This is a genomic window from Streptomyces sp. NPDC014907, from assembly GCF_055562975.1.
The window spans coordinates 77,279-91,058 of record NZ_JBVHEG010000009.1 but is presented as its reverse complement, the minus strand read 5'-3'; the positions used below and the strand labels follow the sequence as shown (position 1 = coordinate 91,058).

The window sequence follows — 13,780 nt, the reverse complement described above, 5'->3', positions numbered from 1 at the left end:
CACGCCGATCAACCTACGCCCGAGGGGGAACCCGCAGATGGACACCACCACGACCCGGGAGACCGGACGGATCGGCTACCGCGACGCGGTCCCGGAGGACGTCCCCGTCGTCGTCCCGCTGGTCGAGTCGGCCTACCGGGGCGACGCCAGCCGGGCGGGCTGGACCACGGAGGCCGACATCCTCGGGGGACAGCGGGTCGACGCCGAGGGCGTGACCGCCGTCATCACCGATCCCGGCAGCCGGCTCCTGGTGGTCGAGCGGGACGGGGAGGTCATCGCCTGCTGCCAGCTGGAGCACCGGGGCGAGGCCGCCTACTTCGGCATGTTCGCCGTCCGCCCCGAACTCCAGGGCGCGGGTCTCGGCAAGCGGATCATCGCCGAGGCCGAGCGCCGGGTGCGCGAGCTGTGGGACGTGCGCGAGATGCACATGACGGTGATCTCCGTGCGCGAGGAGCTGATCGCCTGGTACGAGCGGCGCGGTTACCGGCGCACGGGCCGGACGACCCCCTTCCCCTACGGCGACGAGCGCTTCGGCGTGCCCCGGCGGGACGACCTGGAGTTCGAACTCCTGGTCAAGCCGCTGGTGTGACTCCCGGGACCGGAAGGGCGGAAGCGTGGCTTCCCCCCTGGGCGACAGGAAAAACTTCTGTTTCCAGGGGGGTCGCACAGGACGATTTCCCTTGATCCTCTTGTGGAGGAGAAGCGTCGATGGTTACGGTGTCTTGACGCAAGGTTCTCCTGTGGAGGAAGAGGCATGACGGAAATTCTTGTGCAGGACGCGACCGGCGGGGATATATCCACCGACGCCCGGGTGATCGACCACCCGGCCTGGCCCGAGCTCAAGGGTGCCGTGGAGGAGATCCGTGCCTGGCAGAGTCCGGACGGCTCCATCGACTTCGAGGCCGAGGGCGCGCCCTCCCGCTCGCTCGTCGAGCTGACCGTCGACCGCGTCGTCTCCGCCGTCGAGCAGCTCTCCCCCCTCCTGCCGCACGACGCCGCCTACCACCACGCCCTCGTCTCCGACCTGCGCAAGTGGGCCGAGAGCGGCTTCGCGGTCCCGGACTTCCTGGACGCGCTGCTCGCCTTCCAGCCGGCCGCCGACCGGATCGACGGGCTCCAGCACCTCGTCCTCTTCCCCATGTACACGCAGAACGGCAACCCGGACCGCAACCTGGAGGCCGTCGTCCTCCGCATGGTCTGGCCCGAGTGGCTCGCCGAGCTGGAGCGCACCCGCTACGACAACCCGCTCTTCTGCGGCATCACCTTCGAGGACTTCACCGCCGGCTACGACACCAACTCGGCCGTCCTCTTCCCCGAGACCATCGCCGTCCGCGAGGCCCCCGAGCGCTTCACCTGGGGCGGCATCTTCTGCGACCGCGAGGCCGCCCGCTTCCGCAAGGTCACCGAGGCCGCCGTCGACATCCTCGGCATCGAGCTGCCCGCCGACATCGCCGCCATGATCGGCGACCAGGAGCGCTGCGAGCAGGCCTTCGTGCTCTGGGACATGGTCCACGACCGCACCCACAGCCACGGCGACCTGCCCTTCGACCCCTTCATGATCAAGCAGCGCCAGCCCTTCTGGATGTACGGCCTGGAGGAGCTCCGCTGCGACCTCACCGCCTTCAAGGAGGCCGTGCGGCTGGAGGCCGAGGGCAACGCGCACGGCCGTGACGTGCAGTACGCCGTCCTCTTCGACCGCATGTTCCGCTTCCCGCTCACCGGCGACCGGAACCGCAACTACGACGGTCTCGGCGGCCAGCTCCTCTTCGCGTACCTCCACAAGAACGACGTGGTGCGCTGGACCGACAACACGCTGCGGATCGACTGGGAGCGCGCGCCGGAGGTCACCAACCGCCTCTGCGCCGAGATCGAGACCCTCTACCGCGAGGGCATCGACCGCCCCAAGCTCGTCCACTGGTTCAAGGCGTACGAACTGGTCTCCACCTACCTCGCCCCGCACCCGGGATCGAAGTGGGCCAAGGGCCCCGACGCCCTCGACCTCTCCCTGCCGCCGCGCAAGCTCGTCGACGACGTGCTTCCGGACGAGTTTCCGCTCAGCATGTTCTTCGAGGCCCTCGCCAAGAAGCTGAAGGGCGTGATCGCCGACACCAAGGGGATCACCGCCACCGGCGCCCCGCACACCGAGCGGGCCGCCGCGTGAGCGCTCCCGCCGACACACCGGGGAACGCCGAGCACACGGAGGAGACGGTGCCCATGAACGCCGAAGGAAACGGCGGCCCGCTCGACGGCGCCGTCGTCGCGGTCGCCGGCGCGGCCGGACCCGCGGGCCGCGCCGCGCTGCTGCGGCTCGCCGAGGCGGGCGCGACCGTGGTCGCGTCCGACGCCGATCCGGCCCGCCTCGCGGAGGCGGTCGACGCCGCCCGCTACGCGCACGGCGGCGCCACGGTCGTCGGCGACACCGTCGACCTGCTCGACCTCGCCGCCACCCGCGACTGGGCCGCGAAGACCGAGAAGGAGTTCGGCCGGGTCGACGGCCTGGTCCACCTCGTCGGCGGCTGGCGCGGCAGCGGCTCCTTCACGGAGACCGACCCCAAGGACTGGGACTTCCTGGAGAAGCTCCTGATCCGTACCGTCCAGCACACCTCGCTCGCCTTCCACGACCCGCTGCTCCGCGCGGGCGGCCGGGGCCGCTACGCCCTGATCAGCCAGTCCGGCGCCCACAAGCCGGTCGCCGGGAACGCCGCGTACAACGCGGGCAAGGCGGCGGCCGAGGCGTGGACCCTCGCCATGGCGGACTCCTTCCGCAAGCTGGGGGGCGACGACGGCCCGCAGGCGGCGGCCGCGATCCTGGTGATCAAGGCGCTGGTGCACGAGGCCATGCGCGCCGAGCGCCCGAACGCGAAGTTCGCGGGCTTCACCGACGTCGACGACCTGGCCGGAGAGGTCGTCGGCCTGTGGGACAGGCCCGCCCGGGAAGTGAATGGACAGCGCCTGTGGCTGACCCCCGAGCCGTGACCGCGGCCCCCGGCCCCCGGACCGACGCTCGCCGCCACCACGACCCGTCGGTCCGGGGCTTCGCCAGCGACAACTACGCCGGTGCCCACCCCGAGGTCCTCGCGGCCCTCGCCCTCGCCAACGGAGGCCACCAGGTCGCCTACGGCGAGGACGAGTACACCGATCACCTCCGGCGGATCGTGCACAGCCACTTCGGGCCGACCGCCGAGGCCTTCCCCGTCTTCAACGGGACCGGGGCCAACGTGACGGCCCTCCAGGCCCTCACCGACCGCTGGGGCGCCGTCGTCTGCGCCGAGTCCGCCCACATCAACGTGGACGAGGGCGGCGCGCCGGAGCGGATGGGCGGCCTCAAGCTGCTCACCGTGCCCACCCCGGACGGCAAGCTCACCCCCGAGCTGATCGACCGGCAGGCCTGGGGCTGGGAGGACGAGCACCGGGCCATGCCCCAGGTCGTCTCGATCACCCAGAACACCGAACTGGGCACCGTCTACACGGTGGACGAGATCCGCGCGATCGTCGAGCACGCCCACTCCAAGGGCATGAAGGTGCACCTCGACGGGGCCCGGATAGCCAACGCCGCCGCCTCGCTGGACGTGCCCATGCGCGCGTTCACCAACGCGGTGGGCGTGGACGTGCTCTCGTACGGCGGCACCAAGAACGGCATGCTCTTCGGCGAGGCCGTCATCGTGCTGAATCCGGACGCGGTCAGCCACATGAAGCACCTGCGCAAGCTGTCCATGCAGCTCGCGTCGAAGATGCGGTTCGTGTCGGTGCAGCTGGAGGCCCTGCTCGCGAAGGACCTCTGGCTGCGCAACGCCCGCCACGCCAACGCGATGGCCCGGCGCCTCGCGGCCGGCGTCCGCGCCCTCGACGGGGTGGAGATCCTCTACCCGGTCCAGGCCAACGCGGTCTTCGCGCGCCTCCCGCACGAGGTGAGCCGCCGCCTCCAGGAGCGCTTCCGCTTCTACTTCTGGGACGAGGCCGCCGGCGACGTGCGCTGGATGTGCGCCTTCGACACCACGGAGGACGACGTGGACGCCTTCCTCCAGGCGCTGAAGGAAGAGCTGGCCCGCTAGACAGGTATGAATAAGAATGCGGCCGAGTGGAAATCGATTGATTCCGCTCGGCCGTCTTCGTAGGGTCGGCCCGTATGGAACTCATCCAGCGGCATCCGGGCGTCGACGCCTACCTCGCGGCGGGCGAGGCCGTCGACCACGAACATCCGGGCGTGCGGAACGTGGCGGACCGCCTTTCCGCCCTGCACCCCGGTGCGTACGCGTACGCCGAAGCGGCCTTCGCGTACGTGCGCGACACCGTCCCGCACTCCATGGACTCCGGCGACCCCCGCGTCACCTGGCGCGCCTCCGACGTCCTGGAGCTGCGCACCGGCATCTGCCACGCCAAGTCCGTCGCCTACGCGGCGCTCCTGCGGGCCCGGGGCATCCCGGCCGCCCTCTGCTACCAGCGGCTCACCGACGACGACGGCTCCCGCCCCGTGGTCCACGGCCTCACCGCCGTCCTGCTGCCCGGCCGGCGGACCTGGGCGCGCCAGGACCCGCGGGGCAACAAACCGGGCGTGGACGCGCGGTTCTCCCCGGAGGGGGAACGCCTCGCCTTCCCGGTGCGGCCGGAACTCGGCGAGGCCGACCATCCGGTGCTCTACGCCGAGCCCCACCCGGACGTCCTGGCCGCGCTGCGGGCCGCCCCCGACCGGTCGTACCTGGAGCGGACGCTCCCGGCCGACCTCCGGCCGGTCAGGCTTCCTTGACCTGGGCCGGGGTCGGAGCCGTGCCGCCGAGGTGCGCGGGCACCCACCAGGTGTCGCCCGCGTCCCTGGGGCGCACCGGGTAGGCGCGCTGCGCGGCCTCCAGGAGCTCCTGGACCCGCTCGCGCAGCCGCCGGGTGATGGCGCCCGCGTACTGGTCGGCGGGGGCCTCGACCGCCTCGCCGACGCGGATCGTCACCGGGATGTGGCTCCGCCTGAAGTTGCGCGGGCGTCCCTTCGTCCACACCCGCTGGGTGCCCCACAGGGCCATCGGGATCAGCGGGACGCCGGCCTCCTGGGCGAGGCGCGCCGCGCCCGTCTTGAAGCCCTTGAGCGTGAAGGACGGGGAGATGGTCGCCTCGGGGAAGACCCCGACGATCTCCCCGGACCGCAGGGACTCCAGCGCGTGCTTGTAGGCGTGCTCCCCCTGCGACCGGTCCACCGGGATGTGCTTCATGCCGCGCATGAGCGGCCCCGAGACCTTGTGCCGGAAGACCGAGTCCTTCGCCATGAAGCGCACCAGGCGCTTCTGCGGCAGCGCGGCGAGACCGGTGAAGATGAAGTCCAGGTAGCTGATGTGGTTGCTGACGAGGACGGCCCCACCGGTCCGAGGGATGTGCTCCGAACCCTGTGTGTCGATCTTGAGGTCCAGCGCCTTGAACATGGTCAGTGCGGCGCCGATGACCGGCCGATAGACGAGTTCTGCCATCGGAGAGGAACCCCTTCTTCCTGCTGTGTCCGGGGAGGGTTCTCCCGGCGAAGTTACGCAGCCGTAGGTTTTCGGCTTCGGGCAGATCGTGCCCCATGCGGAGCGCCGTGACCAGCCCGGGCGTCTCCGTACGGGGAGATTCTCGTCACTCGCGGTGTCCGCAACGGGAATCGAACGCCCCCTCCGCACGTTCTACCCGGCGAAACCCGTCGCAGACGTGCGCGCGGAAGAAAGGGACGGAAGAGGGATGGACGAGGTCCTCGGGCCGGAGGCGCTGGGCGCCCCACTGGGGGAGCGGGCCACCCTCGTACAGTTCTCGACCGCCTTCTGCCAGCCCTGCCGGGCCACCCGCCGCGTCCTGGCCGAAGTCGCCGCGATGGTGCCCGGAGTGGGCCACGTCGAGATCGACGCCGAGCGGCGGCTCGACCTCGTCCGCGCGCTCGGCGTCGAGCGCACTCCCACCGTGCTCGTCCTCGACCGGACCGGCCGCGTCGTCCGCAGGGCGGCCGGACAGCCCCGCAGGGCGGACGTCATCGCCGCCCTGGGGCGGGCGGTCTGACGCGGTGACACTCCTCCCACATCACGGGACGCACTTGACTGCACCCGCCATCGATCGCCACGCTGGCGGAATGCCCAGAGAACTCCTTCTCCACGGCCGGCCCCACCGGGACCCGGCCCGCAACGCGAGGGCGCGCTGTCCGGGTGTCTGATCGCCCCAGGACCCCCCTCGTGCCGCTCCCGCAGAAGGACAGTTCCATGACGGTTTCGCCCGAACTCCGCGCCGTTCCCACGATCGGCGCGCCCCGGCAGGCCTCTCCCGATCTCCTCCGCTCCGTCTTCCGCCGCCACGCGGCCGGTGTCGCGGTCGTCACCGCCCACGGCGAGCGCCCCGTCGGATTCACCGCGACCTCGCTCACCTCCGTCGCCGCCGACCCGCCGCTGGTCTCCTTCGGCGTGGGCACCGCGTCCTCCTCCTGGCCGGTGCTCTCCGGGGCGGAGTTCGTCGGCGTGCACATACTCGGCGAGCACCAGGAGGAGCTGGCCGCCACGTTCGCGCGCGGCGGCGCCGACCGCTTCGGCGGGGGGACCCGCTGGGGCCTGGGCCCCGAGGGCGTGCCCGTGCTCGACGGGGTCCTCGCCTGGCTGGTGTGCCGCGTGGTGGCCCGGGTGCCCGCCGGGGACCACCGCGTCGTGATCGCGCAGGCGGTCGCCGGCGACCCGGACGGGGCGGGCCGGCCGCTCCTCTATCACCACGGCGGCTTCAACGCGCTGCGCGACTGAGAGTTCCCGTGCGCGCCGCTCTCCGCGCGTTGGGAAGGTCACACGGCTGAGCGCTTGCTCACTGGTGCCGGGCTGGGTGTACTGACGAGTAATATTTCTGGTGGAGGCGTCCGGTGCCCCGACCGGAAACCCGCCCTTCAGGCGCCTATGCTGCGAGCAACAAGGCAGCCCAGTTATGACGATGCAGTAGGAGAGCCGGCGTGAGCTTGAGGATCGTTGTCTGTGTGAAGTACGTGCCCGACGCCACCGGCGACCGGCACTTCGCCGATGACCTGACGGTGGACCGCGACGACGTCGACGGCCTGCTGTCGGAGCTCGACGAGTACGCGGTCGAGCAGGCCCTGCAGATCGCCGAAGAGGCGGACGACGCCGAGGTCACCGTGCTCACGGTCGGTCCCGAGGACGCCAAGGACGCGCTGCGCAAGGCGCTCTCCATGGGCGCCGACAAGGCCGTCCACGTCGAGGACGACGACCTGCACGGCAGCGACGTCATGGGCACCTCGCTGGTGCTCGCCAAGGCCGTCGAGAAGACCGGCTACGACGTCGTCATCACCGGTATGGCCTCCACCGACGGCGTCATGGGCGTCCTGCCCGCGATCCTCGCCGAGCGCCTGGGCGTCCCGCAGGTCACCCTGCTCTCCGAGGTCAAGATCGAGGACGGCAAGGTCACCGGCCGCCGTGACGGCGACGCCGCCTCCGAGCAGCTGGAGGCCTCCCTGCCGGCCGTCGTCTCCGTGACGGACCAGTCGGGCGAGGCGCGCTACCCGTCCTTCAAGGGCATCATGGCCGCCAAGAAGAAGCCGGTGGAGTCCCTGGACCTCTCCGACCTCGGCCTGGAGGCCGAGGAGGTGGGCCTGGAGGGCGCGTGGACCGCGGTCGACTCCGCCACCGAGCGTCCGGCCCGTACCGCCGGCACGATCGTCAAGGACGAGGGCGAGGGCGGCAAGCAGCTGGCCGAGTTCCTCGCGAGCCAGAAGTTCATCTAGTCGGCGGCGGTCCGGGGAGCATCCCGGACCGGACCGGCGACCGAGGCTCGCGCGAGCCACTTGACCAGCCCCTTTTCGTTCGCAGGAGATTGAATCCCCATGGCTGAGATTCTCGTCTACGTCGACCACGTCGACGGTGCCGTACGCAAGCCCACCCTGGAGCTGCTGACGCTCGCCCGCCGCCTCGGCGACCCGGTCGCCGTCGCGCTCGGCAACGGCGCCGCCGACACCGCCCCGGTCCTGGCCGAGCACGGCGCGGTCAAGGTCCTGACCGCCGACGCGCCCGAGTTCGCCGAGTACCTCGTCGTCCCGAAGGTCGACGCGCTCCAGGCCGCCCACGAGGCCGTCTCCCCGGCCGCCGTGCTGGTCCCCTCCTCCGCCGAGGCCAAGGAGATCGCGGCCCGCCTCGCGGTCCGCATCGGCTCCGGCGTCATCACCGACGCCGTGGACCTGGAGGCCGGTGACGAGGGCCCGGTCGCGACGCAGTCCGTGTTCGCCGCCTCCTTCACCACCAAGTCCCGCGTCTCCAAGGGCACTCCGGTCATCACGGTCAAGCCGAACTCGGCTCCCGTGGAGGCCGCCCCCGCCGCCGGCACCGTCGAGGCCCTCACGGTCTCCTTCGGCGCGCTGGCCACCGGCACCAGGATCACCTCGCGCACCCCGCGCGAGTCGACCGGGCGCCCGGAGCTGACCGAGGCCGCGATCGTGGTCTCCGGCGGCCGCGGCGTCAACGGCGCCGAGAACTTCGCGATCATCGAGGCCCTCGCGGACTCCCTCGGCGCGGCCGTGGGCGCCTCGCGCGCCGCGGTGGACGCCGGCTGGTACCCGCACGCCAACCAGGTCGGCCAGACCGGCAAGTCGGTCTCGCCGCAGCTGTACATCGCGTCCGGCATCTCCGGCGCGATCCAGCACCGCGCGGGCATGCAGACCTCGAAGACGATCGTCGCGATCAACAAGGACGCCGAGGCGCCGATCTTCGAGCTCGTCGACTACGGCGTGGTCGGCGACCTCTTCGACGTCGTCCCGCAGCTGACCGACGAGGTCAAGACGCGCAAGGGCTGACCTGCGCTTCTGTCGGCCGGGGGCCGCACGGTGAACTCTCACCGTGCGGCCCCCGGCCGTTTCGGACACCCATTGACGCGGGTCCGCACCGCCCATTAGCTTCACCATACGGATTGCCGATTCCGTGCAGCGGAAAACAGGAGGGTGTGGGATGGGTCAGCAGGAGAAGGTGACGACGAGCCTCGCGGGCGCGGTCGGCGAGGGCATCAACGCCTCCCTCGCCGCAGTGGACGCCGAGCTGGACCGCCGCTACCCGGGAGACCCCGGCACCCGCCAGCCCGTCCACACCGTCTACGTCCCCGGCAACCTCTTCGACGCCGGAACCGTCCGCTCCTGGGGCGACCGGGCCCTCGCCGCCCTCGACGAACACGCGCCCGACGCCGCCTCCTTCGCCGCCGTCCTCGGCCTCGCGGACGACCTCGCCGAGGACGTGTACGGGCGCGTACGGGCGAAGCTGGAGCGCGAGCCGGTCGAGGACCTGCGGATCGACTTCGAGGACGGGTACGGGGGCGACGACGAGGACGCCGACGCGGCCCGCGCCGCCCGGCTGCTCTCCGAGGCCCACCGGGACGGCACCGCCACCCCGTACGCGGGCATCCGGACGAAGTGCATGGAGGCCGCCGTGCGCGACCGGGGCATCCGCACCACCGACGTCTTCCTCACCGGCCTCCTGGAGAACGGCGGCCTCCCCGACGGCCTCGTCCTCACCCTCCCCAAGGTCACCTACCCCGAGCAGGTCTCCGCCTTCGTCCGGCTCCTGGAGGCCTTCGAGAAGACCCACGGCCTCGACGCCGGCCGCCTCGGCTTCGAGATCCAGATCGAGACCAGCCAGGCCATCCTGGCCGCCGACGGCACCGCCACCGTCGCCCGCATGATCGGCGCCGCCGAGGGCCGCGCCACCGGGCTGCACTACGGCACCTTCGACTACAGCGCCTGCCTCGGCGTCTCCGCCGCCCACCAGGCCAGCGACCACCCGGCCGCCGACCACGCCAAGGCGGTCATGCAGGTCGCCGCCGCGGGCACCGGGGTCCGCGTCTCGGACGGCTCCACCAACGTCCTTCCGGTCGGCACGACCCGGAACGTCCACGAGGCCTGGCGCCTGCACTTCGGCCTCACCCGCCGCGCCCTCGCCCGCGCCTACTACCAGGGCTGGGACATGCACCCCGGACACATCCCCACCCGCTACGCCGCCGTCTTCGCCTTCTACCGCGAGGGCTTCGAGGCCGCCGCGAAGCGCCTCTCGGCCTACGCCGGCCGCACGGGCGGCGACGTCATGGACGAGCCCGCCACCGCCAAGGCCCTCAGCTCCTACCTGCTGCGCGGCATCGACTGCGGCGCCCTCGACGCCGCCGAGGTCGACGCCCTCACCGGCATGACCCGCGCCGACCTCGACCGCTTCGCCGCCCCGCGCCGCGGAGACCTCACCGCCTCCGCCGGATAGCCGTACGGGACGGGACCGGGCGGCCCGGACGGGACCGGGCGGGCCCGGTCCCGGGGCCGCCGCTCAGGGCCCCACCGGCCCGGGGTCTCCCGCGAGATCCTCCTCGCCTGCGCCTGCGCCTGCGCCTGCGCCTGTGCCGGTGTCAGTCGGCAGGCGGTGCGATCTCGCCCGTCCCGCGCGTGCGGAGCGTCGTGCCGAGCACCACCCGCTCCGGCGGCCCGTCCGCTCCGTTCAGCCGCCGGAACAACCGCTCCGCGGCCGTCCGGCCGAGCGCGGCGGCGTCCTGGGCGACGACCGTGATGCCGAGCAGATCGGCCAGCTCGATGTCGTCGAAGCCGACCAGGGCCACCGGCCGGGGGTGCCCCGCCAGCGCCCGGACGGCCGTGACGGTGACCCGGTTGTTCCCCGCGAACAGCGCCGTCACCGGTTCCGGCGCGGCCAGCATCCCCCGTACCGCCGAGTCCACCCGCTCCGGGTCGGTCGACCCCAGCGAGACCCACTCGTCCCGCACCGCCAGCCCCGCGTCCTCCATCGCCGCACGGTAGCCGCGCAGCCGCTCGGCCGCCGTGTGGATGTACGGACGGTCGCCGACGAAACCGATCCGGCGGTGGCCGTGCGCGATCAGGTGCGCCACGCCGTCGCGGGCCCCGCCGAAGCTGTCCGAGAGGACCGCGTCGGCGTCGATCCGCCCGGCGGGACGGTCGACGAACACCGTGGCGACGCCCGCCCTCATCTCGGGCTCCAGGTACCGGTGGTCGTCACCCGCCGGGATGATGACGAGCCCGTCGACCCGGCGCGCGCACAGCGCGAGGGCCAGTTCCTGCTCCCGGCCCGGGTCCTCGGCGCTCGACCCGTTGATCAGGAGGGCGCCGTGCGCCCGGGCGACCTCTTCGACCGCCCGGCTCAGCGGCCCGTAGAAGGGGTCGGCGAGATCCTCCAGGACCAGGCCGACGGTCGCGGTCCGGCCCTTGCGCAGGACCCGCGCGCTGTCGTTGCGGCGGAAGCCGAGGACGTCGATGGCCTCCCGCACGCGCCGCTCGGTGTCGGCGGTGACGCCCGGCTCGCCGTTCACGACCCGGGACACCGTCTTCAGGCCGACGCCCGCCCGGGCGGCGACGTCCTTCATGGTGGGCCGATTGCCGTAGCGGTGATCGGGGCGTCGGGCGAGATCGGCCACGTGTCCGGTTCCTCCGTCGTGTCGGGACCCCGCCGGAAGCGGGGCGCGTCGCGGGCTCGGGTCGAGCATAGGACCCGGATAACGTTGTCAAGGCGCGTGATTCCGTACGGGGCGCCTTTTGTTCCCTTCACGCCCCGGCTCCTGCCCCCATGCCCGCGGCTTCCGCCCGCGCACCCCCGGCTTCCGCCCGTGCGGCGGCCGGGCCCCCGCCGGGCGTTGTCCGGTACGGGCGGGGGCCGCCACGGAGCCGGGCCCCGGTCCACGACGGCGCCGGGTCCCGGCGATCGCACGGTCCGCCCTCACTCCCGTCCGGACTCGGCCGTCCCGGCCCCGACCGGTTCCCGGTCGGCGGCCCTCTGCTCCGGCGGCCTCCGTCCGGCCGTCTTCGGGGCCGACGCCCTCTGCCCGGAAGCCGCCCTCTGCTCCGGCGGCTTCTGCTCCACGATCACCAGGAAGGCGTCGGACTCCAGGTCCATCACGACCCTGGCCGGCACCCCCTCGTCGCGCCGCGCGCCGGCGAACTCCTCCGCGGGCCAGCTGCCCCGCGGTCCGCCGGCCGGAAAACGTTCGAGAACCGTACGAATCATCTCCACACCCCTCGTGCTCGCCGTTCTCCACGACGAATTCCCGCAAGTTCCGCGCACATGCCGATACTGACGTCGATCCATACGTTCGTGGTTTCCGTGGCAGGGTGTTGCGGGCAAGCCACAGGGGGCTACCGAAGAGGGGGAATCGTGATCGTCTGGATCAACGGTGCGTACGGCGCGGGAAAGTCCAGCACCGCGCGCGAACTGGTCGATCTGATTCCGCACAGCACGCTGTACGACCCCGAGCTGACCGGCGGGGCGATGGGCGGGCTCCTCCCGGCCAAGCGGCTCGCCGAGGTCGAGGACTACCAGGACCTGCCGATCTGGCGTCGCCTCGTCGTCGACACCGCCGCCGCGCTGCTCGCCGAGGTCGGCGGAGTCCTGGTCGTCCCCATGACCCTGCTCCGCCAGGAGTACCGGGACGAGATCTTCGGCGGCCTCGCCGCCCGCCGCATCGAGGTGCGCCACGTCCTGCTCGCACCGGAGGAAACGATCCTGCGGCAGCGGATCGACGCCCGGGCCGAGTACGGCGACCCCGGGGCCGACGCCCGCGTCCGGGACTGGTGCCACGACCACGTCGCCCCGTACCGCGCCGCCCTCGACTGGCTCGCCCGCGACGCGTACGCCGTCGACAACTCGGCGCTCACCGCGGCGGAGACCGCCGTCGCCGTCGCCGACGCGGTCCGGTCCGGCCTCGCGGCCCCCTGCGGGATCGTCCAGACGCCCGAGCCGACCGGCGAGACCCTCGCCGCCGGAGTGCTCCTCTTCGACGAACAGGACCGCTTCCTGCTCGTGGACCCCACCTACAAGCCCGGCTGGGAGTTCCCCGGCGGCGTGGTCGAACCGGGCGAGCCCCCGGCCCGCGCCGGAATGCGCGAGGTCGCCGAGGAGATAGGCCTCGAACTCGCCACCGTGCCCCGGCTGCTCATCGTCGACTGGGAACGCCCCCAGCCCCCCGGCTACGGCGGACTGCGCCTCCTCTTCGACGGCGGGACCCTCCGCACCACCGACGCCGCGCGCCTCCGCCTCCCCGGTTCCGAACTGCGCGGCTGGCGCTTCGTCACCGAGGAGGAAGCGGCGGACCTCCTGCCCCCCGTCCGCTACCACCGCCTCCGCTGGGCCCTGCGCGCCCGCGAACGCGGCACGGTGCTCAACCTGGAGGCCGGGGCCCCGGTGGGATGACCGCCGTCCCGGGGCGTGTGCCGGAAGCGGCGTCGTCCGCCCGGAGGGCGGGCGGGACTTCCGGTACACGCTTCAAACCCCGGCCTAGGAGACCGGTCCGGCGCCCTCGGCGTTGGCGATCATCCTGCGCAGCACCTTGAGCGCCACCACGTACTCCTCGTCGCCGATGCCCTCGTGGATCTCCGCGCGCAGCCGGGTCGCCAGCGCGCGGACGCGGACCCGGGCGGCCTCTCCCGCGTCCGTGAGGAGCAGCCGCCCGGTGTCGACGCGCAGCCAGCCGCGACGGACGAGCTGGTCAACGGCGCGCCCGATCTCGTGCGGCCCGTCCGCCAGGGGAGTCAGCCCGTCGACGACCTCCTGGCGGTCCGGGGCCTCGGCCCCGCCGTTCACCCGGTTGAGCACCCAGTACTGCGGTTGCGTGACGTCGATCGCGGCCATGGCGTCCCGCAGGCGCCGGGTCACGGCCGCGTGGGTGCGACCGCTCCAGTGGCCGACGGGCTGTGTCGCGAGCGCTTCGTCGGGGCGGCCGGATCGGCCGGCGCCTGGTCGGCGGGCGGGCCGGCCTCCGGCTCCACGGCCGTTCCTCCGGTCCCCGCGGGTCCCGCGTCGGCTTC

14 protein-coding genes and 1 pseudogene are annotated in these 13,780 nt (G+C 72.7%); 11 read left to right on the top strand and 4 right to left on the bottom strand.

Annotated features, from left to right (window positions below; all coding sequences use genetic code 11):
- Window positions 1–37 precede the first annotated feature (37 nt).
- From ACZ3IL_RS22445 to ACZ3IL_RS22425, 5 genes are all read left to right on the top strand, one after another.
- The gene (locus tag ACZ3IL_RS22445) at window positions 38–589 is read left to right on the top strand and encodes a GNAT family N-acetyltransferase (protein WP_467392637.1); all 552 of its coding nucleotides are present in this window, start codon (window positions 38–40) and stop codon (window positions 587–589) included.
- A gap of 165 nt (window positions 590–754) precedes the next feature.
- Window positions 755–2,161 carry a DUF6421 family protein gene (locus ACZ3IL_RS22440; protein WP_467392635.1) on the top strand — a complete coding sequence of 469 codons (1,407 nt, stop codon included), beginning with the start codon at window positions 755–757 and terminating at the stop codon, window positions 2,159–2,161.
- A 53-nt stretch (window positions 2,162–2,214) separates the two neighbouring features.
- Window positions 2,215–2,976, top strand: a complete 762-nt coding sequence (locus ACZ3IL_RS22435) for an SDR family NAD(P)-dependent oxidoreductase (protein ID WP_467392633.1) — start codon at window positions 2,215–2,217, stop codon at window positions 2,974–2,976.
- The gene (locus ACZ3IL_RS22430; RefSeq protein ID WP_467392904.1) at window positions 2,973–4,052 is read left to right on the top strand and encodes a threonine aldolase family protein; all 1,080 of its coding nucleotides are present in this window, start codon (window positions 2,973–2,975) and stop codon (window positions 4,050–4,052) included. The genes ACZ3IL_RS22435 and ACZ3IL_RS22430 overlap by 4 nt, the downstream gene beginning before the upstream one ends.
- A 74-nt stretch (window positions 4,053–4,126) precedes the next feature.
- Entirely contained in the window at window positions 4,127–4,744 is a 618-nt protein-coding gene (locus tag ACZ3IL_RS22425; RefSeq protein WP_467392631.1) for a transglutaminase-like domain-containing protein, read from the top strand.
- Here ACZ3IL_RS22425 and ACZ3IL_RS22420 read toward each other — a convergent pair.
- Window positions 4,731–5,450 carry a lysophospholipid acyltransferase family protein gene (locus ACZ3IL_RS22420; protein ID WP_467392629.1) on the bottom strand — a complete coding sequence of 240 codons (720 nt, stop codon included), beginning with the start codon at window positions 5,448–5,450 and terminating at the stop codon, window positions 4,731–4,733. The two genes, ACZ3IL_RS22425 and ACZ3IL_RS22420, sit on opposite strands and share 14 nt — an antisense overlap.
- A gap of 247 nt (window positions 5,451–5,697) precedes the next feature.
- Here ACZ3IL_RS22420 and ACZ3IL_RS22415 point away from each other — a divergent pair, with 247 nt between their 5' ends.
- The 5 genes from ACZ3IL_RS22415 (at window position 5,698) to ACZ3IL_RS22395 (ending at window position 10,220) form a co-directional block, all read left to right on the top strand.
- Window positions 5,698–6,009, top strand: a complete 312-nt coding sequence (locus ACZ3IL_RS22415; protein ID WP_467392627.1) for a TlpA family protein disulfide reductase — start codon at window positions 5,698–5,700, stop codon at window positions 6,007–6,009.
- 197 nt (window positions 6,010–6,206) lie between these two features.
- Window positions 6,207–6,731 carry a flavin reductase family protein gene (locus tag ACZ3IL_RS22410; RefSeq protein WP_467392626.1) on the top strand — a complete coding sequence of 175 codons (525 nt, stop codon included), beginning with the start codon at window positions 6,207–6,209 and terminating at the stop codon, window positions 6,729–6,731.
- Window positions 6,732–6,931: 200 nt separating this feature from the next.
- The gene (locus ACZ3IL_RS22405; protein WP_388692002.1) at window positions 6,932–7,717 is read left to right on the top strand and encodes an electron transfer flavoprotein subunit beta/FixA family protein; all 786 of its coding nucleotides are present in this window, start codon (window positions 6,932–6,934) and stop codon (window positions 7,715–7,717) included.
- A 99-nt stretch (window positions 7,718–7,816) separates the two neighbouring features.
- Window positions 7,817–8,779 carry an electron transfer flavoprotein subunit alpha/FixB family protein gene (locus tag ACZ3IL_RS22400; protein ID WP_467392622.1) on the top strand — a complete coding sequence of 321 codons (963 nt, stop codon included), beginning with the start codon at window positions 7,817–7,819 and terminating at the stop codon, window positions 8,777–8,779.
- Window positions 8,780–8,930: 151 nt separating this feature from the next.
- Window positions 8,931–10,220, top strand: a complete 1,290-nt coding sequence (locus tag ACZ3IL_RS22395) for a DUF6986 family protein (RefSeq protein ID WP_467392620.1) — start codon at window positions 8,931–8,933, stop codon at window positions 10,218–10,220.
- A gap of 142 nt (window positions 10,221–10,362) precedes the next feature.
- Here ACZ3IL_RS22395 and ACZ3IL_RS22390 read toward each other — a convergent pair whose 3' ends face one another.
- Together ACZ3IL_RS22390 and ACZ3IL_RS22385 are read right to left on the bottom strand one after the other, a co-directional pair.
- Window positions 10,363–11,397 (bottom strand): LacI family DNA-binding transcriptional regulator, encoded by a 1,035-nt coding sequence (locus ACZ3IL_RS22390; RefSeq protein ID WP_467392618.1) that lies wholly within the window; start codon window positions 11,395–11,397, stop codon window positions 10,363–10,365.
- Between the two features lie 299 nt (window positions 11,398–11,696).
- Window positions 11,697–11,984 carry a hypothetical protein gene (locus ACZ3IL_RS22385; RefSeq protein ID WP_467392922.1) on the bottom strand — a complete coding sequence of 96 codons (288 nt, stop codon included), beginning with the start codon at window positions 11,982–11,984 and terminating at the stop codon, window positions 11,697–11,699.
- 147 nt (window positions 11,985–12,131) lie between these two features.
- On the opposite strand from ACZ3IL_RS22385, the gene ACZ3IL_RS22380 reads away from it, so the two are divergent.
- Window positions 12,132–13,166 (top strand): NUDIX hydrolase, encoded by a 1,035-nt coding sequence (locus ACZ3IL_RS22380; RefSeq protein ID WP_467392616.1) that lies wholly within the window; start codon window positions 12,132–12,134, stop codon window positions 13,164–13,166.
- An 84-nt stretch (window positions 13,167–13,250) separates the two neighbouring features.
- Here ACZ3IL_RS22380 and ACZ3IL_RS22375 read toward each other — a convergent pair.
- Window positions 13,251–13,741 (bottom strand): annotated as a pseudogene (locus ACZ3IL_RS22375) (MarR family winged helix-turn-helix transcriptional regulator).
- Between the last annotated feature and the right edge of the window lie 39 nt (window positions 13,742–13,780).